This window comes from Antarctobacter sediminis, from assembly GCF_019218285.1.
Lineage (GTDB): Bacteria > Pseudomonadota > Alphaproteobacteria > Rhodobacterales > Rhodobacteraceae > Antarctobacter > Antarctobacter sediminis.
This window is the reverse complement of the sequence record NZ_JAHUZG010000010.1, coordinates 10,908-36,483: the sequence shown is the minus strand read 5'-3', so window position 1 is coordinate 36,483 and position 25,576 is coordinate 10,908. Positions and strand designations below refer to the sequence as shown.

Below are 25,576 nucleotides of genomic sequence, written 5' to 3'. Positions count from 1 at the left end.
GACATTGGCATGCAGGAACAATTGACCCCGATCATTACCAAGGTGCAGGCGCTGGTGCAGGCGCGGGATTTTGCCCCGGCCCGCCAGCTGTTGCAGACCGCGCTGAAAAAGACCCCGGATTTCTTCCTGTACCACGAATACCTGGGCGATGTGTTCCAGGCCGAAGGCGATGGCGCACAGGCGCGGGCCGCCTATCGCCGTGCGCAGGAACTGCGCCCCTCGGCGCGCTGGATCGCCGACAAGATGGCGGCGCTGGACGGCCCGGCCGAGAGCGGCGGCTTTCCCGGCCGCTACCTGCGCTACCCGGACCAGACCGGCAAGCGCAAGGCCGAGGGCGGCCGCCGGCTGACACAGGCGCCGCGGCAATCCCGCCCCGACGCGCCGCTCGTCACCATCGTGACCGCGGTCTATGACAATGACGACAGCCTGCAACGCTGCATCGATTCCGTGCAGGCCCAGACCTATGACAATGTCGAACATGTCATCGTCGACGGCGGCAGCCCCGAAGGCACGCTGGCCATCCTGCGCGCCAACGATGCGGTGCTGGACTATTACGTTTCAGAGCCCGACAGGGGCATCTACTCGGCGATGAACAAGGGGATCGAGCTGGCGCAGGGCGATTACATCTGCCTGCTCAACTCGGATGATTTCTACGAACCCGATTTCGTGGCCGAAACCGTCCGGGCCGCGCGCGAGGCCCCGGGGCGGGTCGATATCGTCTATACCGATTACACCCAGGGCGAAAACCGCATGGTGGCGCAGCCCATCGGGGCCGGTGTGCTGCTGGGGCATCTCAACATCTGCCACAACACCTTTCTTGCGCATCGCGACTGCTATGAACGCATTGGCCGCTACGACGAGGACCTGCGCATCGTCAGCGACGCGGTCTGGATCCGCGAGGCCTATCTTGCGGGGGCGCAGTTCCTGTGCCTGAACAAGCCGCTGTTCACGCTGATCGAAGGCGGGATGTCTTCGGGCAATACCGAGGCGCGCCGCCTGCTGTTCATCCGCGAGGCATCGGACAGCTATCGCCGGATCTTTCCCGAACTCACGCCGGACGAGGCCGAGGAACTCTATCTGTTCCGCTTCAACAAGAAACGCGCCGGACCGGTGCTGGAGATCGCCCGGCGGCGCGTGCCCGGCAACCCGCTGCTGCGCGACGCGCTGCGGGAATATGTCGAATACTGTTTCGGGACGCGGGGCAATTTCGGGCTGCACCACAGCGAGGCCGACAGCCTGTTCGGGGTCTTCGTCGCGCTGTGCGACCTGCTGGGCGCCAGCAAGAAGACCATCCGGATCAACACCAAGAACGGCACCTTCCCCGAGATCCTGACCCGCATCGACGAGGTGGTCGCGCGGCGCAAACCCGTGGCGCGCAAGACCATCCTGCATTTCGTCACGGTGTTTTCCGCCCCCTCCGAAACCTTCATCTACGACCTGCTGCAACGGTTGGACGCGGTGGAGGATTTCGACAACTTCGTGCTTTACGAGCACGAGAAGATGGCCGAGGAACGCCCCTTCGACAAGAAGTACCGGGTGCCGTGGAACGATTTCGCCGCCCCCGTGGCACAGCAGATCTACAAGTATTTCATCGAGGCGGTGCAGCCCGACCTTGTGATCGCGCATTTCGCGATCAACGAACATCGCCTGCATGAGCGCATCAAGGATCTGGATCTGCAATTCCCGACCCTTGTGATGACCCATGGCATCGATGTCTTCAGCCTCAAGCTGCCCTCGGATTATACCGATTACGTCACCGGGAACCTCTCGCGGCGCCCCGATGTCGCCTTTACGGCTGTGTCGAACTATCTCAAGAACGAACTGGAGGCCGCCGGGGTTTCGCAGGACAAGATCACGATCCTGCCCAACTCGGTGAACCCGCGGTTCTTTGCGCATCGCAAGACCTCGGGCTTTTTCAAGGGCGGCCGCACGCTGAAGCTTTTGAACATCGGCCGGCTGATCGACTGGAAAGGCCATGGCGTCATGCTGGACGCGCTGGCCATGTTCCGTGACCGGTGCAGCAAGGACGTGCATCTGACCATCGTCTACGGCAATGGCGACGAACGGCTGCCACACCTGACGGTGCAGGCCGAACGGCTGGGGTTGCAGGATCACGTGACCTTCGAACCCTTCGTCGATTTCGGACGCCAGCCCGATTATCTGGCCGGTTTCGACATCTACGTGCATCCTTCCAGCTATTCGAAGGATTCGCTGCGCAAGTCCGAAACCTTCGGCGTCGCGGTGCTCGAGGCGATTGCCGCGGGTCTGCCGGTGCTGTCCTCGGACGCGGGCGGGCTGCCCGAGGTGATCGGCGCCGCCGGCCCCCATGCGCAGGTCATCCGGCACGGCAATGCGCGGGCGCTTTGCGAGGGGCTGGAGCGGATGTACCACAACCCCGAGACCTTTACCGACAACATCGACTATGCCCGTGACCGTCTGGCGGCCTTTGCCCCGGAACGCCAGACCGCGGCGATCACCCGGATCATCGACCGGATCTCGGTCCGGCCGGCCCGGGTGGCGCTGTTCTCGACCTCGACGATCCAGGGGGCGGGGTATGCTGCCTACCGGCTGCACAAGGGGCTGCGCGACACCCGGTTCCGGCCGACCATGTTCACCACCGTGCGCAACCACGAAAACGAACCCGACGTGACCGTGCTGCGCCACCCTTCCGGTGACAACCGCAGCTGGAGCGCCCTGCAAAAGCCGCCCAAGCCGGGACTGACCATCATGTCCCTGAACCAGACGCATATCCCTTCGGCGGACCTGCTGCGCATGGTCGAACCCTACGATATCGTCAACCTGCACTGGCACGCCCGGTTCCTGTCGGCCGAAAACATCGCCGCGCTGACCCACAGCGGCAAACCGGTGGTGATGACCATTCGCGACATGCTGCCGATCACCGGCGGCTGCCATTTCTTCCACGGCTGCGAGAAATGGCTGGGCAACTGCGGCGACTGCCCGCAGATCGACAGCCGCGACAAGGCGTTCCCCGCCCGCGTTCTGGCGGCCAAGCGCGCGCATTACGATTTCAGCAACCTGACGCTGGTGGCACTGTCGCGGCATTCGCGCGAGATCCTGAAACGGGCGCCCTATTTCAAGGACTGCCGGATCGAACACATCCCCAACTCGATCGAGACAGAGGTGTTCAAACCGCATGACAAGGCCCGCTGCCGGGCGGAATTCGGCCTGCCGGCGGATCGCAAGATCATCGGTTATGTTCCCAGCTTCTCGAGCGAGGTCAAAGGATACCGCGAATTGCTGGCGGCGCTGAAAAAGCTGGACCCGGCGACGCTGGGCTTTGATCCCTACATCATGCTGGTCGGCAACAAGACCCCGGCCACCGATGCGATCGAACAGGACAAGAAGGTTCTGGGCTACATCGGCGACAATGAAAAACTGGCCCGGGCCTTTTCCTGTGCCGACCTGATCGTCGTGCCCTCGCTCGAAGAGACCTTTTCGAACACCGCGGCCGAGGCGATTGCCTGCGGCGTGCCGGTGGTGGGGTTCCGGACCGGGGCGATCCCCGATCTGGCGGTGAACGGCAAGACCGGTTTCACCTGCGAGGTCGGCGACGTGGACGGGCTGGCCGGGGGCATCCGCTCGGTCTTGCAGGGGCCCGATCTGGGCGCGGCCTGCCGGGCCCATGCGGTCGAAACGCTGTCCTTCATGAAACAGGCCCGCGCCTACGAGTCGCTTTACGCCGACCTACTGGGCCGTGGCCGTGCCGCCGGAACCGACCGGCAGCCAAGGGTCTGGGATTGCTTCCCGGAACTCGGCATGGGGCTGAACGGTCTGGCGACCGAGCGGATTCTCGAAAGCCAGTCCTGAACCGGGGCGGGCCCCGGCCGCGCAGGTGTATTTTGCCCGCCGCCGCTCCCGATAAAAGATAGATATGGCTGCCGTGCCGCGTTACGGTCCGGCAGCCAGACCCGACATTCATTTCAAGAGGCCCGGATATGTCCGTTTCCCAGAGCAGCAACCTGCCCTATTCCGTTTCCGATAGCGCAAAGACATTTGACACGGTCGAGATGGATCTCGACGCGGCCCGGGCCTTTCTGCCGCTCAAGCCCGGCTGGTGCCACGGCGACCAGACGCTTGAGGATGCGGCCACGCTGATCGCCCTCGCGCAGCTCAAGAAGGACGGCAATATCCTCGAGATCGGCACCTCGGCGGGCGAAGGCGCGGCGGCGCTGCTGTACGGCTGCCGCGAAGGCAGCGGCACGCTCACCGGCATCGATCTTGCCGAGCAGGTCTATTACGACAAGTCGCACAAGGTCGGGGACGTGGTGCCCGAGGCGCTGCCGGAAATGCAGGCGCGCTATACGATCTTCAGCGGGGTCGCCTCTGAACATGTGCTGACGATGGACATGAAATTCGATCTCGTGCACATCGACGCCGCCCATTCGCACCCCTGGGCGACCTTCGACATGCTCAGCGCGATGACCCAGGTCAACGATGGCGCGATCTTTGCCTTCCACGACGCCAATTACACCGCGGCGCTGAGTCAGGCCGCCTATTACCTGTCGCGGATCATGTCCGGTCAGGGCCGTTTCATCGGCAACCACTTTGCCTTCGTCTACAAGAAGGAAATGGGCGCGGAACTGGTCGAGGCGATCCTCGATATCCTGGACCTGCCGTGGCAGACCTCGCTGCCGCCCGAAAACCTTGTCGCGCTGCACGCGGCGCTGTCGCGGGCCTTCCCCGATGTCGAAGTGATGCGGATCATGTCCAAGCTTCTGGAAAAGAACGCGGAATACCTGGCCAACGCCCATATCCACGAGGCCCTGAACAAGGGGTTGTGGCAGCGCGAACTGGAACGCCGCCGCCTGCTGGCGGAACGCAAGGACAGCTGAGCGCCCCGCCGGGCCGGACAGTCCGGAACCGTCGCCACGCCCGGGACCGGGCTTGTTTTCCCGGTCGCCGCTGGCAAACTGTGTCCCGGGTGCGATTTTCCCGGCAAGGATGCCCGGGCTGACAAGGGGAACCGTTACAGATGCAGATCACCATATCGCTGGACGGGCCGGAACCGGGGGAACGCTCGGGTCCGGTGACCGTGGGCTGGATGCTGACGCAGACCACGGCCAGCGTGCTGTTCAAACCGCCCACCCGTCTGCGCAGCGCCAGCATGTCGGGCACGCATGTGAAATCCGTCGCCCGCTGCCCGGCGGTGCTGAACTACGAAAGCCGGTTCTTCGAAATTGCCTGCCCCTATGATCTCCGTCTCGGGCTGCGCCGGACCGATGCCGGCAAGATCGAGATCGTCAACCTGATGGGCGACCAGACCCCGGTCCGGCAGAACAAGCTGGCGCAGATCATCAACACGGTGGCGGAAAACGAATGGCGCAGCCCCGACCGGCCGATCTTTCAGCTCAAGCTGCCCTACCTGTTTCTCGCCGACGAGCCGGTCTACCTGAACCAGGGGCCGGCCTTTGAATATTTCCGCCCCGATCCCCTGCCGGGGCTGATGATCGGCGGGCGGTTCCCGATCCATATCTGGCCAAGGCCGCTGATGTGGGCCTTCGAGTGGCACAATCTCGAGGCGCCCGTGACGCTGCGCCGGGGTCAGCCGCTGTTCTACGCGCAGTTCGAAACCCTGCCGCAGGACCGCCCCGTGCGCCTTGTCGAGGCCGAGCAGACCCCCGAGCTCAAGACCTATCTCGACGAGATCAGCGGCGTGGTGAACTACGTGAACCAGACCTTTTCGCTGTTCGAGGCCGCCGAGGCGCGGCGGCCGCAAACGCTGGTCTCTCCGGTCAAACGCTGAGACCGGGAACCGTTGTGGCGGGGGCGCGGTAGGCGCGCCCCGCCAAAGGCTCAGCGATAGCCGAACCGGTCGAAGAAGACCGGGAAGGTCTCGTGGATATAGGCGATGCTTTCGGGCGACAGCTTGTCGACATAGCCGCCAGGGGTGACGCTGCGCACATGGGCGTTGGGATCTTCCTTTTCCGGGCGCAGGTCATGTTTGTCGGCGATGCGGTCGCAGATCTCCTGCGACAGGTCGACGGACAGTTCGCGGGCGATCTGCGCAACCCAGTTGCGCTTGTCAAAGATCACGTCCTCGTAGCGGAAGAACAGGCTGTCGTCGCGGTCGAGGTAATTGGCGAAACGGGCGATGTTGCGCAGGATCGGGTTGGCCTTGCCTTCCTGCACAAAGCTGTCGATGTCCATCGCGCTGGTTTCTTCGCGCAGCTTCGAGATGCTTTCGCGCGATTTGCCGGCCTTGGGCAGGCCGTGGCTTTTGGCCATCGAGAAATAATAAGACACCGCCACGTCGCGGGGATCGCGGATCATGAACAGTTTCCGCGCCTTTTCAAAAGCCGCCACCTCGGGCAGCTTCTGAAGCCAGCGGAAGGAATAAAAGACATAGCCCGGCTCTTCGAGGAAGGCATAAAGCTCTGCCGGCCAGTCCGAGAGCGACAGGCCCTGCCGCCAGACATCGCCTTCGACCGGCACCGCCGGCAGGCCGGTTTCCGCGGCGATATCGGCGATGATCTTGGTCAGCAGAACGCTGCCTGTCTTGTGCCCGGCGACGACGAAAACCGACTCCGCCTGGCGCGGTTCGGGGATCTCCAGCGTCGCGCTCAGGGTGTCCGAGACTTTGAACTCTTTCTGCATGTCCTCAACTTCCGTATGGCGCGGGGCACGGCCGCCCTTTCACAGTATGCGTCCTGTCTTCTGCCCTTGATGGCGCCGAGATTCCAGAGCTAAGGGCCGCGCGCCTGGTCGGATTTCCGCCGGGCGCGGCTTCTGCATCATGTTTGCCCATCGCGCAGGGCCGACAGCAGCCGGTCCCGCGGGGCGCGGGCCAGCGCCTGTTCCAGATCGCGCAGGTCCGGGCCCTGCCCGGCCAGCAGCCCGGCCAGCGGCCCCCGCTCGGGATCGCAGGGGGTCCAGCCCCGCGCCCGGCCGGTGGCAAGGTAATGGGCAAAGGGGCTTTGACCGCTGTCCAGCGCCTCGGGGTGCTGTGACAGGTAATGGTCCGCGTCGAACAGCGGGTGCGGCCGGGTCCCCTGCCGCCGCCCGGCCATCACGTAATGCAGGACCGGATCGCGAAAGCCACAGCCCGGTTCCATGTAGCGGGCCCTGTACCACTCGGCACAAAACAGCCCCGAGCCGCGCAGCAGTTCGGCCTCGGCCTCGATCCTGCCGGGGTCTTCGACGACGGCCTCTTCGCCGTAAAGCGCCCGGTACAGATCGGCCACGGCCCCGGGGGCCCGGGTATGCGCGCGTGAGACGCGATAGCTCTCGCGCATGCATTGCAGGGGTCGCGTCGCCGAAATGCCGCCCCCGGCATAGGTGGCGATCACCGCGTGGCAATGTTCGAAACGGGCCCCTTCGGCGCGGCGCGAGAACATGAAGGCGTGATCGGCGGTGATCTCGAAGCCAAGGTCATACCCCCGTTCGGCCAGCAGCGCGCGCCGGGTCAGCGTGGCCTGATGACAGGGGATGCCCTGCCACCAGCCGGGCCGGAACCGGCCGCTTTGCAGCTGTGCCCAGGTGTCTTCGAAATCCGCCGCCTTGTGCAGATCCGTGAACCCGTTCTCATGGCGATAGACATGATCCCCGATGATGAAATCCGGCAGGGCGCGCCCGCCGCGATCACAGGTGACGTTATGCATCGCCACCTCCAGCGCGCCGGGCAGGTGGAAATGGTCGCCGGCATTGATGAAGATGACATAGTCGCCCGTTGCCAGCCGCGCGGCCTTGTTCATCGCGTCATAGATGCCCGCGTCCGGTTCCGAAACCAGGATATCCAGCCGGTCCCGGTAGCGGGCCAGAACCCCCGGCGTGCCATCGGTCGATCCGCCATCGACGACGACGGTTTCCATGTTGCGATAGGTCTGCGCCAGCACCGATTGCAGGGTGCTCTCGATCTCGGCCCCGGCGTTGTAGCAGACCACCGCCACCGAAACCCGGGGCGCGGGCTCTGCGATGCCGGGTGCGGCGGGCGCGCCCGTGCCCAGCCCGGCCCGCACATAGGCCCCCAGTTCGCGGCAGGCCCCGGGATCCTCCAGCCGCGGCTGGAACAGGATCGCCTGCAGGCGATTGTCCAGATCCCATTGCCAGTTCCGGTGCCCCTGTTCGATGCTGCGCCGGGCGCGCCGCCCGATGTCAAGGGCCGCGCCCAGATCCAGAGGCTCTGGGTGGTCGGGATCGTAGAGCAGCCCCGTCACCCCATGGGTCAGATAATCCCGCACCCAGGGGCGATCCGGGGCAATCACGCAGTTGCCCGCCGCCATGGCCGCCAACAGCCGTCCGGGTCCGGCCCCGGGGGGCAGCAGATGCACCGCGCAGTCCCGCGCAAGGCGCTGCGCCCCGGTCAAAGCGCCGTCCCCCGCCCCGAACAGGTGCACAGGCACCTCCGGAACCTGCGACAGAAGCACCCCGACGGTGGCCCGGTCCGGGGCACCGCCCTGTTGCTGGCAGAAGACCGCCATGGGCCGTTCCGCCGCCGGTCCGGCGGCGGCGGCGGGCGGAACATGGCAGGCATGAAAGCTGTTGACGCCCCGCAGCGCGGCGCGCAGGTGCAGCCCGTAGGAAAAAGAGATCACCCGGATGTCGTCGCGATTGGCGAGCGCGTCCAGATCGGCCTCGCTGACGTCGGGATCGGTCAGCAGGACAACCCGCCGCGCCGCGCCCTTCGCCTCGGTCAGGGCGCGGGTGGCCGGCCCCGCCCCGACGGTGCAGATCAGGTCATGGCCGTCGCCGGCCAGCGCGGCGAGCACATCGCCGTCAGGTGCGCCGGGCACCGGATCATGGCGGTGAAAGACGTCCGAACGGGCATAGAGCCGCGCCGCGATGGCCTCGGCCGCTGTGGTGCCGCGGCCACGGCCCTGTCCGATGAAACAGGTCTTCATGATGCGGGCATTCTACCTGTCCCGCGCGGACAGCTGGTTGAGCAGCAAAAAGATCACCGCTTCATAGCGGTCCTCACGCGCGCGGGCATCATGCAGCTGCATCAGCGCCTCGGTCATGTCGGTGGGATCCGGCCGGGCGGGGCGGATCGCGATCCGGCGGCTGGCCAGCACCATCCGCAGCGGTTCATGGCCAAGCGCGCTGCCCCAGAAATGATGTTCCTTGACCAGATCGATCTCGATCAGCAGGTCCGGCGGCGCATCTTCGGGCACATGGGCGGGCACCATGATCCTGTGCGGTTGCCCCGGGTGCAGCGTGACCGGAGCGCGCAGCGCCCGGCTCTCCGAGATCAGCTGCCCCGGCTCCGGGGTCTCCGGGCTGCCGGCGTTGACAAAGACCCGTCCGCCGATGTTCAGCGGATGGGGTCCGGCACCCGCCAGCGTCAGCGGCGCGCCCCTGTCAAGCGTGAGGCTGACAGGCAGGGCACAGGCCCCCTTGGCGTCGAACCAGCTGAACGGCTGCTCTGCCCGCAGGTGATATTGCAGGTGCCCGGGGGCAAATTCGGTCAGGTCGGGGGCGTGTTCCATCTGGGTCGGGACGGCTTTCTGCATCGTGTCGGCACCAGGAGTCCCGCCGGGGCGGCGGCTTCGGGCATCGGCCCGGGTGGCCTGGTCCACGCCCGGGGAAACATCGCATGCTCCCCCCCCGAATTAAAGCCGGAAAGGCGGGACGCCGCGGGCCGCCGGGCTTGACCATTGCCTTTCAGGGCGCTGCAAAGTACCCAGCCCGAGGTTCCGCTCAAGGGTCATCTCGATATGAAAAAAGCCTTCATCACGGGGGTCACAGGACAAGATGGCAGCTACCTGGCCCGTCTGCTGCTGCAGAAGGGCTATGAGGTCCATGGTGGCGTGCGCCGGATCAGCCAGGCTGAAACCGCGCGGCTGGACCTGCTGGGCATCACCGATGATGTGCGCCTGCACGAGTTCGACCTTGGCGAGACCAACAACATCTTTCGCACCATCCGCGAGGTGCAACCGGACGAATTCTACAATCTTGCCGCGCAAAGCTTTGTCGGCGCGTCATGGGAACTGCCGGTCTATACCGCCGAGGTGGACGGGGTTTCGGTGGTGCGGATCCTTGATACGCTGCGCACGCTGACCCCGGACTGCCGGTTCTATCAGGCTTCGACCTCGGAAATGTTCGGGCTGGTGCAAGAGGTGCCGCAGCGCGAAACCACGCGGTTCTACCCCCGCTCGCCCTATGGTGTGGCCAAGGTCTTTGGCCATTATACCACGGTGAACTACCGCGAGAGTTTCGGCATGCATGCCTCTTCGGGGATCCTGTTCAACCACGAAAGCCCTCTGCGCGGGACCGAGTTCGTCACCCGCAAGATCACGCTGGGGCTGGCGCGGATCGCCCGCGGCGGCGACGAACCGGTGGAACTGGGCAATATGGACGCACAGCGCGACTGGGGTTTTGCCGGCGATTACGTCGAAGGCATGTGGCGGATGCTGCAACAGGACAAGGCGGATGATTACGTGCTGGCCACCGGGGTCACCACCTCGATCCGCGATTTCTTTACCCATGCGGCCCATGCGCTGGGGATCGAACTGGACTGGTCCGGCGCGGGCGAAAGCGAAAGCGCCTGCTGCCGCCAGAGCGGCCGGACGGTGCTGCGGGTGAACCCCCGCTTTTACCGGCCTGCCGAGGTCGACCTGTTGATCGGCGATGCCAGCAAGGCGCGCGACAGGCTGGGCTGGGTGCCGCGGGTCGATGTCCGGCAGCTGGCCGAGATGATGGCAAAAGCCGATTACGATGCGCTTGCCTGACGCCCTTCGCGCCCGGTTGCGCGGCCCGGTGACCCGGCTGCGCGGCTTTCGCGGTCATCTGGACGGCGAAATCGGCAGCGCGCTGGTCGGCTGGGTGCAGCCCAGCGGACAGGCCCGCGACGTGCAGGTGGGGCTGTTTGCGGGGGGCGCGCTGCTGATGCAGGCCACCGCCAATGTCTATCGCGGCGATCTCGCGGCGCAGGGGATCGGCGATGGGTTTGCCGGGTTCGTGCTGCCGCTTTCGGAAGAAATCCGCGAAATGGTGGCGGCCAATGGCGGCACGGCCGAGGTCCGGGTGATCGGTCCGCGTGCCTTCCTTCTGGGCCGCTGGCAGGCCGGTCAGACCGACACCGGCACCGACACCGGCACAATCGCCGCCCCGGCGCGCACCACCGCGTTGCAAAACCGGCTTTACGGCGATCTGCAACGCCTTGCGCGGCGGATGCCCGAGGACAGCCGGTTGCCCGCCGGGCCGCGACCGGTTTCCCCGGTGCAGGCGCTGCTGTTCGGCCCGCAGGGGCCGCTGGGCGGGGCCGATCTTGCGCCGCCGATGTTCGCCTATGCCGAGTTCCTGCGCCATCGCAACCGGCTGGACAGCTGCTTTGACCCCGCCCGCGACCCGGCGGATGTGGCGCATTTCTTCAAGCATTACCTCGGCGTCTACGGCCCCTCGCGCGCGGGGCTGCGCACGCCGTTGTCGCGTGCGGCGATCGATTGGCTGAATGCCCCGGTGGTGATCGGCGGGCAGGAACACAGCCTGTCCCGCGCGGCATGGGCCTTTCTGATGGACCGGGCCGAACTGCGGCAGGACATGGATTTCAACGATCCCGACTGGCATGCCCGCGCGGTCTATTGGTGGGCTGTCCATCAGGCACCGGCGCTGGGATGCGAAGACTGTCTGGTGCCCGCGGATCACGTGGCCCTGCTGGCCTCGGTGCCCGACGACACGGCAGATCCCGCAGAGGCGGCAGACGACTGGCCGCTGTCGCGGTTCATGCTGCGCTTCCGGGCCGAGACGCCGGAGCTGGCCCAACTGCCGGTCGAAACCGCCGAAGGGCGGCACGACCTGACCTGCGCGCTGATGATCCTTGCCCTCACCCGGCCCGATATCCTGCGCTACCTGCCCGAGGGCGCGCAAGGGGCGGCGCTGGAGGGGGGGGACAACTCGCCGCTGGCGGGGTTCTGTGCCGCGATGGGCCAGCCGCTGCCCGGTCTGGACCGGCGGTCCTATGACAATGCTCTGCGCCAGCAGGGGTTCGACCCCGCCCGCAAAACCTTTCTGAGTCTCACCGCCGAAGGGCACCGGGCGGAATGCGCCCGGCTGCCGGCGATCCCGCGGCAGGCGCCGGTGGATGTCCAGGTGATCGGCCCCTTCCGCAAGGCCTCGGGGCTGGGACAGGCGACCCGGCTGTCCGCCGGGGTGCTGGAACGCACCGGCCATTCGCTGAACATGACGGATTTCGATCTGGACAACCCGGCCCCCAAGGGGTTTTCCAGCCGCGCCGAAGTCTCGGACTACCGTCCGGCGCGGGTCAATCTCTTTCACCTCAACGCCGAGGCCATCCCGCTGGCCGCCGCCTACCAGCCCGACATCTTTTCCGGGGCTTACAACATCGGCTATTTCTACTGGGAACTGGACAGCCCCGCCACCTGCCACGCCCTTGGCATGGAGATGCTGGACGAGATCTGGGTTTCGACCGAATTCGGTGTCTCCATGTTCCAGCCCCATACCGACAAGCCGGTGATCAACGTGGGCATGACCTTCGAGGAACTGCCCGAGATCCCGCGCAGGGAGGCCCGCGCCACGCTGGCGGCGCGCACCGGCGCGGCGCCAGAGGATTTCGTCTTTCTCGTCACCTTCGACTGTTTCTCTTTCGTGCAGCGCAAGAACCCGCTGGCGGTGCTTGCCGCCTTTGGCGCGGCCTTCCCCGGTGTCCGGGACGTGCGGCTGGTGATCAAGACCCAGAACCGCCACAAGGTCAGCGACCCCGGCCAGACCGCGATCTGGCAGGAGGTCGACGCCATCGTGGCCCGGGACAGCCGGATCATCCTGATCGACGAGACCCTGCAATATGACGAGCTTCTGCGGCTCAAGAAAGGGTCCGACACCTACCTGTCCCTGCACCGGTCCGAAGGCTGGGGCTTTGGCATGATCGAGGCGATGAACCTGGGTGTGCCGGTGCTGGCGACCGGCTATTCGGGCAACATGGATTTCTGCGCCCCCGACACGTGCTGGCTGGTGGATTACAGCCTGACCGAGGTCGGCCCGAAAGAGTACATCTTTGTCCGCCCCGGCCAGCACTGGGCCGATCCGGACATCGAGGATGCCGCGCGCCAGATGCGCGCGCTCTACGGATCGCCGCAAGAGCGCGCCGCCCGCACCGCACGCGCGGCCGAACGGGTGCGCCGGGAGTTTTCGCATGATGCGATCGCGGCCCGCTACGCGGCGCGGTTGAAACAGATTCTGGATGCCCCGGCGCGCGGCCAGCGCGCGGGCAGCTGAGGGGCGGCGGGGCATGGCAGAGAAATCGCTTGTCCTGCACCTGGGGTATCACCAGACCGGCGTCGGGCTGGTGCGGCGCTGGTTGCAGGACCATGCCGCGATCCTTGCCCCGCACATGCAGCTGTATTCCGCCGAGGATGACCTTGTCGTGGCCCTGCGCGAGGCGGCTCTGGCGCGGGTCCGGGGGCGAAAGGGATCCCGGGAGGCCCTGTCCCATGCCGCCCGCGCGCTGGCCGGGGCGATCCGCGCCCAGGAGGCCCCCGTCGCCTGCCTGGCGGATGAAACCCTTCTGGGGCCGCCTCTGGGCCATGCCGAAAACGGCCATGTGGAAACCGAGATCTACCCCGGCCTCTGCCCGGTGATCGACGTGCTGATGCACGAACTGGCCGCCTTTGACCCGGTGATCTCGGTCATCGAACGCAAGCCCGAACACTGGCTGAAACGGCTGCATGCGCGGGCGGTCGAACAGGGGCATTTCGAGGGGCAGCTGGCCGATTTCTACACCCGCTTTCGACCGCAGGTCAGCTGGGAAGGCCTGCGGGAAGAGATCCGCTTTGCCCTGCAGGGCCGTGGCCGGCTGGCAGCCTGGAGCTTCGAAGAGCACCTTCAGCCCGGCGACATCGTCAAGGGCGGGGTTCTCGGGCCGCTGAACATCCCCCCGGCGCTGCTGGCGCACTGCCGCGCCGACCTGCCGGTCCGCCCCCCCGCGGCCCCGGCCGAAGATACGCCCCCTGCCCCGCCGCCCCCCGCCGAGGCGCTGCTGCTGGGCGGGGCCAACGCGCTGGTCGCCGGCGGCTGGGGCCAGCTGCTTCAGCAAGAGTATGGCGCGCTGGCCGAGGTGGTGAACCTGTCCTTCCCGGCCGGGACCTCGGCTCTGGGGCTGGTGCGGATGCTGGTGCAGGGGGCGGCGCGGCCGGGGGCGGCGGTGCTCTGGGAACTGGGGATCAACGAATTCTCGCATCTCAACCACGGTCAGCCCGTCGACAGCCTGATGTATCATCTCGAATGGCTGCTACAGATCTGCATCCGCGAGAACCGCCCCTTTGTGCCGATTCTGACACGCAACCGGATGCAGGCGACTTCGGCCGGGGGCGATCCCTATGTCGCCCGCCTGCGCGCGCTGCTGGCGGACTACGGGCTGACGGCAGTGGATGCCTCGCATCTGGCCCGGGTGCTGGATCGCGGCGTTCAGGCCCCCGGGCGCTGGTATCGCAACAACGCGGTCTACGAAACCGACACCGATCTGCCCCGCCGGCTGGCCGAAGCCGCGCTCATGGCGCTGGCAGAGGCGCGGGTGCCGGTGGCCCCCCCGGCGCGGGCCGCGCATTTCACCCCCCTTTCGCTGCACCTGCGGACCCCGGAGACCACCGAGGGTCATTTCCGCCAGCCCGGGGTATCCTGGCATTTCGCCCCTTTCGACAAGGGGCCCCGCGTCGCCACCCCGGGCCGGGCGCTGGCGGCGGTGCTGGTGGCATCGGGCAACGGTCCGGTGATCCGCCTGACCGCCGGCGACCGGACCCTCGGCAGCTACGTGACACAGATCCCCCACGGCAAGGGCATCGCGCCCCAGCAGTTGCGGCAACTGATCCTGGGCGAGGAGGCGAGAGGGGTTGAGATACCCGGCGGCGTCGTGCAGACAGACCTTGACGGAAACCAGGGCACACCGATTGTCCAGACAATGTTTCAACACGGCACGCCTTCCTCCCCCTCCCTGCCCACCGGGCTCGTCGGGTTCTTGTGCGAAGAAGCAGAGGGGACGACGGCTTGATATTTGTCTCAGATACACAGGATATTGATTCATGATCTTCCCGGTTCTTCTCTGTGGCGGCTCCGGCACCCGTCTCTGGCCGTTGTCGCGCAAATCCTATCCCAAGCAGTTCGCCGACGTGGTGGGCGACGAAAGCCTGTTCCAGGCCTCGGCGCGCCGCTTTACCGGCAAGGGGTTTGCCGCGCCGCTGGTGGTGACCGGCGATCCTTTCCGGTTTATCGTGACCGAGCAGCTGGACGAAATCGGGCTGGACCCGGCTGGCATCCTGATCGAACCCGAAGGCCGCAACACCGCGCCCGCCGCCGCCGCCGCCGCGCTGTTCGCCATGGCGCAGGACCCCGAGGCCATGATCCTGCTGGTGCCTTCGGATCATGCCATCTCGCAACCCGAACTGTTCCGCGACGCGGTTCTGGCCGGGGCCGCCGCCGCCGAGGACGGCCAGATCGTCACCTTTGGCATTGCACCGACCCGCGCCGAAACCGGTTATGGCTGGCTGGAAACCGGTGCGGCCAGCGGCCCGGTGCTCAAGCTGGAGCGTTTCGTCGAGAAACCCGACGCCAAGACCGCCGAAAAGCTGTTCGCCGACAAACGCTATCTCTGGAATGCCGGTGTCTTTCTGGCCCGGGCAAGCGTGCTGGTCGAGGCCTTCAAGACCCATGCGCCGCAGATCCTCGACGGGGTCGCGGCCGCCATGGAGGCCGCGAAAAGCGACCTTGGCTTTACCCGGATCGACCCGGCGCTTTGGGCGCAGGTCGAGGACGAGTCGATCGATTTCGCAGTGATGGAAAAGGCCGACAACCTGTCGGCGGTGCGCTTTGACGGCCACTGGACGGACCTGGGCGGCTGGGAATCGGTCTGGCTTGAATCGGCCCGTGACGAGGACGGCAACGCGGTTTCCGACCATGCCACCGCCTTCGACTGCGAGAACACGCTGTTGCGGGCCGAGTCGGACGAACAGGAACTGATCGGCATCGGGCTCAAGAACATGGTCGCCGTCTCCATGCGCGACGCGGTCATGGTGGCCGACATGTCCGAGGCGCAGAACGTCAAGAAGGCGGTCAAACTGCTGAAGAAACGCGGCGCCAAGCAGGCCACCAGCTTCCCGGTGGATCACCGCCCCTGGGGCTGGTTCGAAAGCCTGGTGATCGGCGAGCGGTTTCAGGTGAAACGCATCCACGTCCACCCCGGCGCGGCGCTGAGCCTGCAATCGCACCACCACCGGTCGGAACACTGGATCGTGGTGCAGGGCACCGCCAAAGTGACGGTGGACGACGAGGTCAAGCTGGTGACGGAAAACCAGTCGGTCTACATCCCGCTGGGCGCGGTGCACCGGATGGAAAACCCCGGCAAGGTGCCGATGGTGCTGATCGAAGTGCAGACCGGGTCGTATCTGGGCGAGGATGACATCATCCGCTACGAAGACGTCTACGCGCGTTCCTGAGCGGCAGGGCCGGACCGGGGGCCATGCCCCCGGATCCCTGCCCCGCGCCGCCCCTCAGGTCCAGCGACCGATGGCCAGCAGGCTGACGGTCTCGGCCTGACGCACCCCCGAAAGGGTCCAGACGGAAAACCCCGCTTCGGTCGTCGTGGGCGTGTCGGTCGAAACGACCTGCGCGCCCTGCCCCTGACTCGTGGCCTGCACCACCGGAGGAGCCGCGAACCCGGCCGGATAGGTCCAGTCGGTCTGCCCCGAGGCGCTGCTCCCCATCTGCTGCCAGCAAAGCTGCGTGCCACAGGCCAGCCGCAGGTAAGACCCGTTGGCATTGCTGCCGCTTTCCAGCACCGCGCCCGTGGGCGTGCCGCCGCTTTCGCTGACCGTGCCCAGCAGGTTGCCCGGACCATAGGCGTAATCGGCCCGCGCCAGCTTGCCCGCGCCGGTGTCGGTGGGCGTGCCCTGGACCGCCGCGCCCGAGGCGATCCCCGTCGCGGCGTCGAAACTCAGCGCCGTGACCCAGGCGCCGCCATCGGCGCTGAGCTTGATGGCGAAATCATCGCTGCCCGCGGTGCCCATCTCGGCCCGGCCCGACCAGTTGCTCTGGAACAGCAGGCTGGCGGTCTCTCCCGCCGCGGCCTTGTTGATCTTCAGCTGATGACCCGCGCCCGCGTGGGTCAGCAGGGTGGCGGGGGCCACGCTGGTCAGCCGGTTGGTGGCATCCGCCGCGCCGTTCAGCCCCAGCGTATCGGCCTCCAGCGCCCCTGCCCCGGCCTGCCAGCTGGTCCCGTCGAACCGGATCAGCGCATCCTCGGACAGCACCCGCGCGGTCCAGCCGGCCACCGGCGCATGAAAGCACCAGTCGTTCAGGTCATAGACCGCCACCTCGCCGTCATGCCCCGCCCAGGCCCCCGAGGCCCCGGCCGGCACAAGATAGCGATCGCCGTCCGACACCAGTTCGGGCGGCATGATCAGATCCCGCGCGATCACCGCCAGTTGCACCGCCACATCAAGCCGCGCCAGCGCCTCGTTATGGGTGACATGTTTCTGCGCCTGGGACGGCAGCAGGTAAGGCAGCGACAGAACCGCCGAGACATCGGACATGGGAAAACCCTCCTCGAAGCACCGGGGAACAGAGCTAGGCAAGCAGGGTTAACGGGGTTTTAGGGCGGCGTACGGTGCCCTTGGCCACGGCAACGGCAAGACAGCGGCAGGGGCCGGTTTCGCGCGCGCCCGAACGCTTTGGAAAGAATTTGGACGGATAGTCTCCCGGTCCCTTTCACGACACGATGGAGCCTCTGTTGAAACATATCTCGATTGCCACCCTGACGATCCTCATGGCCTCCGCCGCACTGGCCTCTCCGGATGCCGACGGGCCCGCGGGCTTCACCGCCGACTGGCACGGCCATGGCGCCAATCACCAGGGCAACAACGCCCCCGGCGACACCGCAGCAGATCGGCATAACTTCGGAAATGCCGATGCGGGCAACAGCGGCAAGAGCCCTGCCGCCGCCGACCGGGCCGGCAAGAAGGATTGAACCCGGCCATGGGCCTTGCGATCTCTCCGGCGGGCAGGTCTCAAGGCTTTGCCTGATCCGGCCCGTCCGGGGCTCCGCCCTTCGTGGCCTCAAACTCTCCACTGGAGAGTTTGTCAGGCTTTGCCTGATCCGGCCACGAACCCCAAAAACGCCTTGTCCGCGTTGCGCACCGGCGCCCGGCCCGACCGCGCCCACCAGGCCCGCCAATCGGCCTCCAAGGCGTAAACATCCGCGCCGGGCCGCAGGGCCCGCGCTGCCTCAAGCGTCTCCGGCAGCAAAGGCGGCAGCCCGATCCCCGAACCGGCCGCCTCCTCTTCCAGCACCGCATCGCGGCGGCTGAAGAGGATCATGTCACCTTCGAGTTCTTGCAGCGCGTAATCGGGCAGGTGCCCCTCGGCCACCATCTTGCGTACCGCTGCACGGAACACCCGCACCGGCGCGGCGCTGCCCGCCTTCTTGTGCAAAAGCCCCACGCTCACCTTCCACGAGGGTTGCCGTCCGCAGTGTTTGCGCGCCAGTTCGTAGATCCGCCGCTCCAGCGGCTTGCGCAGGCGAAAGTAATCGCGCGACAGCGTCAGCACCGATTTCGACAGCACCGCCCGGTACAGCCAGTCCGACAGCGTGACCCGAACCGAAACCATGCGCCCGCCGCGCGTCTTGCGCACAATCTCCCAGGCCTCGATCAAGCCGAAACCGCGGGTCGTCTCTTCGCCCCCGGTGGCGATATTGGTGGTGATGCGCGTGCCCGCCAGCCGTTCGAACGCTTCCTTCAGCCGCTGATAGGCATCGCCGCTGGTGTCGCGATTGGTCGCCACCAACAAATCATGCGCCCGCAGTGTCAGCTGGCGCGAGATCTCGCGGCCCGCGTTCAGCGCCGCCATCAGCTGGCTGATGCAATAGATCAGGATGTCCTTGTCATGGATCGTCGCCCGCCCCCGGACCGACGGCGTCACCTCGATGCTCATGCCATTGTGGTCATACCGCAGCACCCGGGTGTCCGGTCGCGTCGACAGTGAAAACACCGGATGTTCCATCGAGGCCATGTCATCCTTGGGCGAGGCATCGAAGATGTCGCAGACGAAAAAATCGCTGTTGGGATGCCGGTCGGGCAGAAGCCCGCCCGCGGTAATGCTGCTCATCTTGCCCTCGCCGCCCCCGGCCATGACGTCCCGGTTTGTCCGGAATCGCTTCGGGGGTTCAGTGACACCCACCCTAAAGTTATCCACATGACGCGTCCAGCAACCCGCCGTGAATTTCCCGCGGCTTTCGGGGGACCAGAGTCAGTTGCTCGGGGGATCAGAGTCACCCCAGCGTGGGTTCAGAGTCACCTCTCTCAAGAAAGGGGCGATATTCCAATGAGTTGATCCGGTAACCGGATCCCTTAACGCTTTTAATAACCTTGAATTAACACCAAAGGATGGGCCAGATGTGCCACATCCCCCATCCGCCTCCACAAAATCCCGCCCCATGTGCGCATTTTGCTTTCATGTGTGCGGTTTTCACGTATCCTGAGAAAAAGAGCGCACATCGCGCCATTCGAGCCTTCTGCCCCCTCTGCAAGGGGTCCCGGATACAGGACCAGAAACATGAGCCAGCTTCCACCCTATGTCGGCATAGATCCCGACCTGGCGGCGACCCAGCTTGAGGCCCCCGCACGGACAGAGGATTTCGCCGCCATCGCGCGCGCCTGTGCCGCTGGCCGCAGCGACCTGTGCAGCCGGGGCATGGAAGAAGGCGGAGGACGAAGCCTGCGCCTGTTCTCGACCTGGGAAATCACCCGCTACCTGATTCCGGTCGCGCCGGGCCATTTTCGCCGGGTGCTGAAACAGAACCCCGACCTGCCCCAGGGCCGGTCGGAAACCGCCGGCGGCGCCAAGTGGTTCTCCTTTGACGAGGTCCTGCGCCTGCGCGCCCATTTCGGGGCTGAGGGGTCCAAGACCAAGAACTACCTGCCCTACCGGCCCAAGGGGCACCCGGCCAAGATGATCGCCGTGGCCAATTTCAAAGGCGGCGTGGGCAAGACCTCGACCGCCGCGCATCTGGCCATGAGTGCCGCGCTGGACGGCTACAAGGTGCTGGTCATCGACCTGGATTCCCAAGGGTCGATGACCTCGATCTTTGGCGGCAAGATCGAGGATGAATGGCAGACGGTCTTTCCCCTGCTGGCCCGCCATTACGCCCGCCACATGCAGCAGGAGAACCAGGTCCGCGCGGCCCGGGGCGAGGCACCGCAACCGCTGGACGATACCCTGTCCGAGGCGCTGGACGCCCGCGCGCAGGACCTGGTGCAGAAAACCCACTGGCCGAACATCGACCTGATCGGCGCGCAGCTGAACCTTTACTGGGCGGAATTCCAGATCCCGGTCTGGCGTATGGCGGCACGCGGCTGGCGGCTCTGGGATGCGCTGACAGAAAGCCTCGAGGCGGACGGGATCCTCGACGATTACGATCTGGTCTTCCTCGATACCCCCCCGGCGCTTGGCTACCTGACGATCAACGGACTGGCAGCGGCGGATATCCTGTTGGTGCCCTTGGGGGCCTCTTTTCTGGAATTCGACTCGACGGGCCGGTTCTTCGACATGCTGCATTCCACCTTCGGCTCCATCGAAGAGGCCGAGAACATCGCCGCCCGCGCTTTGGGGCGCGAGGGGCTGGCTTTTGAATGGGACGCGGTGCGCGCCATCGTCACCCGCTATGACGGTGCCCAGCAGGCGGAACTGGCGGCCTTGATGCAAAGCTACCTCGGCCCCACGCTCTCACCACACCGGCAGGGATTCACCGCGCTGATCGGTCAGGCCGGCGAACAGGTACAGGGCATCTACGAGGCGGATTACCGCGACTTCAACCGCGAGACCTATGTCCGCGGCCGAGAAACATTCGACGCCACCTGGGCGGCGGTGAAATCGCTGGTCATCGGCGCCTGGCGCCGGGACGAACGCGCCGCCGCACAGGCCGCCGAATGATGTTTCGCGCGCGAAACGCCTCTGCGCCATCGGACCCGTTGCTGGGGGCTCTGCCCCCGTCTCCCGCCGGGAGACTCCCCCGGGATATTTCCGGACAGAAGAAGGGCGCGGTGCGGCTCATGGTTTCTTCTGTCGGAAAATATCCCGGGGGGCGCGCTGCAAGCGCGGGGGGCAGAGCCCCCTCTTCCCGTCGCCCCGCGCGCAAGGCGTGGACGGTCTTGACCGGACAGTTCTTGCGCCAACCTCTGGAGGAGATGACATGGCCAAGCGCAAACGCCTGACCCCCGCCAACCCGATGTTCCTTGAACCGGCTCCCGAGGTGAAATCCGCGGTCAGCGCCCCGGCCCGCGCGCCGATCGCCGATGTCGCGCGCGAGGCCAGCGCCACCGCCGCCGCCGAGGAGCTGGCGCGCCAGATGGCACAGGCCCGCGTACAGGGGCGCATGGTGATCCCGGTTTCCCTGTCCGAGGTCCGGCGTGACTATCTGGTGCGCGATCGTATTGCCGTCGACGAAGAGGAAATGGCGGTTCTGGTCGAGAGTCTCCGCGCCCGGGGGCAGCAGACACCGGTGGAACTGGTGGATCTTGGGCCCGAGACCGGCGGGCCGCGGTACGGGCTGATATCGGGCTGGCGGCGCTGCATGGCCTTGGAACGGCTTCATGCGGAAACCGGCGAGCCCCGTTTTGCCGAGGTGCTGGGGCTGTTGCGCCGGCCCGAGGACAGTTCCGGGGCCTATGTGGCGATGATCGAGGAAAACGAGATCCGCGTCGGTCTGAGCTATTATGAACGTGCCCGTATCGTGGTGCGCGCGGTAGAGGCGGGGGCCTTTGCTGATGAGACCGCCGCTTTGCGGGCGCTTTTTGCCTCGGCCAGCCGGGCCAAACGGTCGAAGATCGGCAGTTTCACCCGGATCGTGAGCGCGCTGGAGGGGATCTTGCGATTCCCGCAGGCCCTGGGCGAGCGGCAGGGGCTGGCGTTGGCCCAGGCGCTGGAGGCAGATCCCTCTCTGGTCACGCGGCTGGCCGCGCAGTTGCGCGACAAGCCTGCCGAAAGCGCCGAGGCGGAACTGGCGGTCCTGCGCCAGGCCATGGCCCCCAAGCGGCCGGACAGGTCGGCTGCGCGGTCCAAACCCGATGGGGCATGCGTCCGGGTGGAGCGGCGCGCGAAGGGGGAGATCGTCCTGCGCGCCGACGATCTGGACGCCGGGTTCCTTGCCGATCTCAGGGCTTGGCTGGCGGCGCGCGCGGGCTGACTGTTTCGCGCGCGAAACATCCCCGTCAATCCCGGCGTTCCGGCTATTGGAGCCCCCGGCGATCTGTGGTTCATGAGGGTCCAGTCTGAAGGGGGATCCCGTGCTGCATCGCGTTCGGCGGCTGTTCGATATCTACGCTGCCTATCACCTGCCACAGGATACGGCGCATCCGGGTCGTGACCGGCTGCGGCTGATTCCGGGGTTCACGGCCGCCGGGCTGCGCGCCCTGCCCGATGCCTTGCGGTGGGCGCGGTATCGCGATCCGGCGGCGCGGGCGCGGGTGAAACAGATCCTCGACCTGTCAGGCCCTGCCCCGGTAGAGCTGGATCCGGCGCTGTTTCGCGCCCCGGCGGGGATCACCCCGCCCGAGGGAGCCGGTGTCACCCTTGTCATGCCGGTCTACAACGCGCTGGACCTGACGCGCGCCGCGCTGGCCCGGGTGGCGGCGCATACGGATATCCCATGGCGTCTTGTCATCGTCGAGGATGCCTCGCCCGATCCCGAGGTGCGCCCCTTTTTGCGGGATTGGGTTGCGCGTCATCCGCAGGCGCAACTGATCGAGAACCCCCGGAACCTCGGCTTTGTCGGGGCGGTGACACGGGGCATGGCGGAGGCGCGGGGTTGGGAGGATCCGGTGGTGTTGCTGAACACCGATGCCTTTCTGCCGGCGGGCTGGGCCCCGCGTCTGTTGCGCCCGATCTGGGAGGAGGCGCGGGTGGGGTCGGTCACGCCGCTGTCGAATGATGCCGAGCTGGGGTCGGTCCCCGAAGCGGGCCGCGCGCGTGAAATCACGCCGGAGGTGGCCGATGCGGTGGACCGTCATGCCGCCACGCTGAACGGGCGGGCGCAGCAGGCCGCCCCGGCGGGCGTGGGGTTTTGCATGGCGCTGTCCCCCGCGGCGCTGGCCGAGGTGCCAGAGTTCGACCCCGTCTTTGCGCCCGGTTACGGCGAAGAGGTCGACTGGTGCCAGAAGACCGTTCAAAAGGGGTTTACCCATGTCTATGTGCCCGACCTGTTCGTGGCGCATATGGGCGGCAAGAGTTTCGGCTCCGAGGCCAAGGCCCGGCTGATCGCCCGCAACAGCGCGCTGATCACCCGCCGCTATCCGCGCTTCGATGCCGAAGTGCACGGCTTCCTGCGCCGCGATCCGCTGGTGACGGCGCGGCTGGCTCTGGGGCTGGCAGAGGTGGAACAGGCCCGCCGTGGTCCCCTGCCCGTCTACCTGGCCCACAGCATGGGCGGCGGCGCCGAGGTGGACCTGCAGCGCCGCATTGCCGCCGATCTGGACCGGGTCGGCGCGGCCTTCGTGATCCGCATCGGCGGGGTGTTCCGCTTTACGCTGGAACTGCACGGTCGCCGCGCCGATGGCAGTGCCGGGATCACCGCCGGCGGCACGGCGCAGGCGCCGCTGATCGCGCAACTGTTGGCGCCGGTCAGCCAGCGGCAGGTGATCTATGCCTGCGGTGTCGGCGACCCGGATCCGATCACCCTGCCCGATCTCCTGTTGTCGCTGCGCGGCGCGGGTGACGGGCTCGAGGTGTTGATCCACGATTATTTTCCGCTCTCGCCCACGCCCTCGCTGCTGGAGGCGGGCGAAACCTGGAAAGGCCTGCCCGATCCGCAGACCGCCAGCGCCCGCCATGCCACGCGCCGCCCGGACGGTGCCGGCGTGCCGCTGTCGCGCTGGCGTGCCGACTGGGGGCGGCTGGTCTATGCCGCCGACCGCGTCACCTGTTTTTCCGAGGCGTCGGCGGCGCTGATCCGGCAGGCCTATGCAGGGGCCCGGGTCGAGGTACACCCCCATGCGCTGCATGTGCCGGTGCCGGCCATTCCGCGCCCCGCAGGCGGACCTGTGATCGGCATTCTGGGCAGTCTTGCGCCGCACAAGGGCGCGGGCGTGGCGCAGGCGCTGAGCCGCGCGCTGAAGCCGGGGGATCCGGGCGTGGTCCTGCTGGGCGAAATCGATCCGGCCTACCGGCTGCATCGTCCGGCGCGCAGGCATGGCCGTTACGCGGTCGAAGACCTGCCGGGGCTGGTGGCGCGCTATGGCATTACCTGCTGGTTCATCCCCTCGGTCTGGCCGGAAACCTTTTCCTTCACCACCCACGAGGCGCTGGCCACCGGCCTGCCGGTCATGGTCTTCGACCTTGGGGCGCAGGCCGACGCGGTGCGGGCCCATGGCGGGGGCGCGGTGCTGCCGCTGTCGGCGGCCACGGACATGGCGGCCATTCTCCAGACCGCGCGCCGGCTGACGGGGGGCACCGCATGAGACCGGACCGATCCATCATCCTGCATGTGGGTGCCCCGAAATGCGGCAGCAGCGCCTTGCAGGCGGCACTGAGCGCGGCGCAGCGGTTGACCTCGGATCGGGGCGAAACCCTTGTCTATACCGGGCTGCGGGCCAAGGGGGACGGCTGGACCCCGGTCAGCGGGCGGCTTTTGCGGCTGGCCGCCAGCCGGGCGGTGCATGGTTACGTCAGTTGGCCGAACCCCAACGGGGACGACCCCAAGCCGCTGTTTGCGGCGCTCGACAAGGTGCGCGCGGGGGGCGGGCGCAGCCTGCCGGTGGTTTCCAACGAAGGCTGGATCGGGCAGGCCGAGACCTTTGCCACGGCCCTGCCACACTGGTTCCGGGAAGGCGACGGCGGCCGGATCGAGATCTGCGCCTTTGCCCGTCCGCCGCTGGACTGGCTGAACGCGGCCTATTGGCAATGGGGGGTCTGGTCAGGGCTGGAATTCGGCGCCTGGCTGGACAAGATGGGGATGCCCTATGCGATCGGCGCGGCGCTGACCCGCTGGGCGGCCCTGCCCAACACGGTGGTGCGGGTGAACCTGGGGCAGGACGTGCTGGCCGGGTTCGAAGCCGATCACGGTGTCACCCTGCCCCGCCCGTCACAGCGCAATGCCGCCCTGCCCGCCGCGCTGATCGGCTTTCTGATGCGCAACCGCCGCTATCGCCGCGGTGCCCATGACAGCGCGACGGATTTCATCTTTCAACGCTGGTGCAAGGTCGAGGGGGCGGCGCGCCCCTGGGCCATCCTGCCGCGCCATCTTCGCCTGCTGCGCGCGTCGGTGCGGGCGGATCTCGACCTGCTGTTCGGGCTGCTGCCAGAGCAGCAGGCCGGGGCCTTGCGCGAAAACGATCCGCGCTGGAGTTCGGAAGACCCCTATCGCGCCCGGCTGTTGCGGGGGCGGTCATCGCTTGATGACCCCGAGGAACTGGCGGAGCTCTATCAGGCGCTGGTGCGCGGGGTCGCCGCCGCCTGCGAGGCCGCCGGGCAGGCGGTGCCCCAGCTGCCGCCGGTCCTGTCGACGCAGGCCTCGATCCATTCCTGGGACGTGGCGGTGGCGCAGGCGCTGGAACATCTCATCGCGCTGGACGAGGAAATGCGCCGCAAGCGGTGGCTCTTCGGGGTCTAGGATCCGTGGGTGTTT

Annotated in this window: 17 protein-coding genes; 12 read left to right on the top strand and 5 right to left on the bottom strand. The window is 66.9% G+C overall.

The window, feature by feature from the left end; genetic code table 11:
* The first annotated feature begins 9 nt into the window (after window positions 1-9).
* The 3 genes from KJP30_RS24225 (at window position 10) to KJP30_RS24215 (ending at window position 5,764) form a co-directional block, all read left to right on the top strand.
* Window positions 10-3,828, top strand: coding sequence for a glycosyltransferase (locus tag KJP30_RS24225; RefSeq protein ID WP_218452128.1), 3,819 nt, complete (start codon window positions 10-12; stop codon window positions 3,826-3,828).
* A gap of 128 nt (window positions 3,829-3,956) precedes the next feature.
* A complete protein-coding gene (locus KJP30_RS24220; protein WP_218452127.1) occupies window positions 3,957-4,853 on the top strand; it encodes a class I SAM-dependent methyltransferase in 897 nt (298 codons plus the stop codon).
* 140 nt (window positions 4,854-4,993) lie between these two features.
* Complete coding sequence (locus KJP30_RS24215; protein WP_218452126.1) at window positions 4,994-5,764, top strand: hypothetical protein; 771 nt, start codon at window positions 4,994-4,996, stop codon at window positions 5,762-5,764.
* Window positions 5,765-5,814: 50 nt separating this feature from the next.
* On the opposite strand, the gene KJP30_RS24210 is transcribed toward KJP30_RS24215, so the two are convergent.
* The 3 genes from KJP30_RS24210 to KJP30_RS24200 all read right to left on the bottom strand — a co-directional run bounded on the left by KJP30_RS24210 (window position 5,815) and on the right by KJP30_RS24200 (window position 9,467).
* Window positions 5,815-6,615 (bottom strand): sulfotransferase domain-containing protein, encoded by an 801-nt coding sequence (locus tag KJP30_RS24210; RefSeq protein ID WP_218452125.1) that lies wholly within the window; start codon window positions 6,613-6,615, stop codon window positions 5,815-5,817.
* A 137-nt stretch (window positions 6,616-6,752) separates the two neighbouring features.
* A complete protein-coding gene (locus KJP30_RS24205; protein WP_218452124.1) occupies window positions 6,753-8,858 on the bottom strand; it encodes a glycosyltransferase in 2,106 nt (701 codons plus the stop codon).
* Between the two features lie 12 nt (window positions 8,859-8,870).
* The gene (locus KJP30_RS24200) at window positions 8,871-9,467 is read right to left on the bottom strand and encodes a hypothetical protein (protein WP_218452123.1); all 597 of its coding nucleotides are present in this window, start codon (window positions 9,465-9,467) and stop codon (window positions 8,871-8,873) included.
* Between the two features lie 204 nt (window positions 9,468-9,671).
* Between KJP30_RS24200 and gmd the strand changes: the two genes are divergently transcribed.
* The 4 genes from gmd to KJP30_RS24180 are packed head-to-tail and all read left to right on the top strand — an operon-like array spanning window position 9,672 to window position 16,397.
* Window positions 9,672-10,685, top strand: a complete 1,014-nt coding sequence (gene gmd / locus KJP30_RS24195; protein WP_218452122.1) for a GDP-mannose 4,6-dehydratase — start codon at window positions 9,672-9,674, stop codon at window positions 10,683-10,685.
* Window positions 10,672-13,188, top strand: coding sequence for a glycosyltransferase (locus KJP30_RS24190; RefSeq protein WP_218452121.1), 2,517 nt, complete (start codon window positions 10,672-10,674; stop codon window positions 13,186-13,188). Before gmd ends, KJP30_RS24190 begins: the two co-directional genes overlap by 14 nt.
* A 13-nt stretch (window positions 13,189-13,201) precedes the next feature.
* Entirely contained in the window at window positions 13,202-14,956 is a 1,755-nt protein-coding gene (locus KJP30_RS24185; RefSeq protein WP_218452120.1) for an SGNH/GDSL hydrolase family protein, read from the top strand.
* A 31-nt stretch (window positions 14,957-14,987) separates the two neighbouring features.
* Window positions 14,988-16,397 (top strand): mannose-1-phosphate guanylyltransferase/mannose-6-phosphate isomerase, encoded by a 1,410-nt coding sequence (locus tag KJP30_RS24180; protein ID WP_218452119.1) that lies wholly within the window; start codon window positions 14,988-14,990, stop codon window positions 16,395-16,397.
* A 54-nt stretch (window positions 16,398-16,451) separates the two neighbouring features.
* Here KJP30_RS24180 and KJP30_RS24175 read toward each other — a convergent pair whose 3' ends face one another.
* Window positions 16,452-17,492, bottom strand: coding sequence for a DUF2793 domain-containing protein (locus KJP30_RS24175; protein WP_218452118.1), 1,041 nt, complete (start codon window positions 17,490-17,492; stop codon window positions 16,452-16,454).
* 185 nt (window positions 17,493-17,677) lie between these two features.
* On the opposite strand from KJP30_RS24175, the gene KJP30_RS24170 reads away from it, so the two are divergent.
* Complete coding sequence (locus tag KJP30_RS24170) at window positions 17,678-17,926, top strand: hypothetical protein (RefSeq protein WP_218452117.1); 249 nt, start codon at window positions 17,678-17,680, stop codon at window positions 17,924-17,926.
* A gap of 113 nt (window positions 17,927-18,039) precedes the next feature.
* Here KJP30_RS24170 and KJP30_RS24165 read toward each other — a convergent pair whose 3' ends face one another.
* Window positions 18,040-19,065 carry a replication initiator protein A gene (locus tag KJP30_RS24165; protein WP_224874753.1) on the bottom strand — a complete coding sequence of 342 codons (1,026 nt, stop codon included), beginning with the start codon at window positions 19,063-19,065 and terminating at the stop codon, window positions 18,040-18,042.
* A gap of 447 nt (window positions 19,066-19,512) precedes the next feature.
* Between KJP30_RS24165 and KJP30_RS24160 the strand changes: the two genes are divergently transcribed.
* The 4 genes from KJP30_RS24160 to KJP30_RS24145 all read left to right on the top strand — a co-directional run bounded on the left by KJP30_RS24160 (window position 19,513) and on the right by KJP30_RS24145 (window position 25,561).
* Window positions 19,513-20,889: an AAA family ATPase gene (locus KJP30_RS24160; protein WP_218452115.1), complete on the top strand. Its 1,377-nt coding sequence runs from the start codon at window positions 19,513-19,515 to the stop codon at window positions 20,887-20,889.
* 259 nt (window positions 20,890-21,148) lie between these two features.
* The gene (locus tag KJP30_RS24155) at window positions 21,149-22,141 is read left to right on the top strand and encodes a ParB/RepB/Spo0J family partition protein (protein ID WP_218452114.1); all 993 of its coding nucleotides are present in this window, start codon (window positions 21,149-21,151) and stop codon (window positions 22,139-22,141) included.
* A 100-nt stretch (window positions 22,142-22,241) separates the two neighbouring features.
* On the top strand, window positions 22,242-24,410 hold the full coding sequence (locus KJP30_RS24150) for a glycosyltransferase (protein ID WP_218452113.1): 2,169 nt from the start codon (window positions 22,242-22,244) through the stop codon (window positions 24,408-24,410).
* Window positions 24,407-25,561 carry a hypothetical protein gene (locus KJP30_RS24145; protein WP_218452112.1) on the top strand — a complete coding sequence of 385 codons (1,155 nt, stop codon included), beginning with the start codon at window positions 24,407-24,409 and terminating at the stop codon, window positions 25,559-25,561. Before KJP30_RS24150 ends, KJP30_RS24145 begins: the two co-directional genes overlap by 4 nt.
* Window positions 25,562-25,576: the final 15 nt, after the last annotated feature.

Excerpts from the sequence above, each read along its gene's own strand:
- KJP30_RS24225 (WP_218452128.1), top strand. The coding sequence starts at position 10 with ATGCAGGAACAATTGACCCCGATCATTACCAAGGTGCAGGCGCTGGTG.
- KJP30_RS24220 (WP_218452127.1), top strand. The coding sequence starts at position 3,957 with ATGTCCGTTTCCCAGAGCAGCAACCTGCCCTATTCCGTTTCCGATAGC.
- KJP30_RS24215 (WP_218452126.1), top strand. The coding sequence starts at position 4,994 with ATGCAGATCACCATATCGCTGGACGGGCCGGAACCGGGGGAACGCTCG.
- KJP30_RS24210 (WP_218452125.1), bottom strand. The coding sequence starts at position 6,615 with ATGCAGAAAGAGTTCAAAGTCTCGGACACCCTGAGCGCGACGCTGGAG.
- KJP30_RS24205 (WP_218452124.1), bottom strand. The coding sequence starts at position 8,858 with ATGAAGACCTGTTTCATCGGACAGGGCCGTGGCCGCGGCACCACAGCG.
- KJP30_RS24200 (WP_218452123.1), bottom strand. The coding sequence starts at position 9,467 with ATGCAGAAAGCCGTCCCGACCCAGATGGAACACGCCCCCGACCTGACC.
- gmd (WP_218452122.1), top strand. The coding sequence starts at position 9,672 with ATGAAAAAAGCCTTCATCACGGGGGTCACAGGACAAGATGGCAGCTAC.
- KJP30_RS24190 (WP_218452121.1), top strand. The coding sequence starts at position 10,672 with ATGCGCTTGCCTGACGCCCTTCGCGCCCGGTTGCGCGGCCCGGTGACC.
- KJP30_RS24185 (WP_218452120.1), top strand. The coding sequence starts at position 13,202 with ATGGCAGAGAAATCGCTTGTCCTGCACCTGGGGTATCACCAGACCGGC.
- KJP30_RS24180 (WP_218452119.1), top strand. The coding sequence starts at position 14,988 with ATGATCTTCCCGGTTCTTCTCTGTGGCGGCTCCGGCACCCGTCTCTGG.
- KJP30_RS24175 (WP_218452118.1), bottom strand. The coding sequence starts at position 17,492 with ATGTCCGATGTCTCGGCGGTTCTGTCGCTGCCTTACCTGCTGCCGTCC.
- KJP30_RS24170 (WP_218452117.1), top strand. The coding sequence starts at position 17,678 with ATGGAGCCTCTGTTGAAACATATCTCGATTGCCACCCTGACGATCCTC.
- KJP30_RS24165 (WP_224874753.1), bottom strand. The coding sequence starts at position 19,065 with ATGAGCAGCATTACCGCGGGCGGGCTTCTGCCCGACCGGCATCCCAAC.
- KJP30_RS24160 (WP_218452115.1), top strand. The coding sequence starts at position 19,513 with ATGAGCCAGCTTCCACCCTATGTCGGCATAGATCCCGACCTGGCGGCG.
- KJP30_RS24155 (WP_218452114.1), top strand. The coding sequence starts at position 21,149 with ATGGCCAAGCGCAAACGCCTGACCCCCGCCAACCCGATGTTCCTTGAA.
- KJP30_RS24145 (WP_218452112.1), top strand. The coding sequence starts at position 24,407 with ATGAGACCGGACCGATCCATCATCCTGCATGTGGGTGCCCCGAAATGC.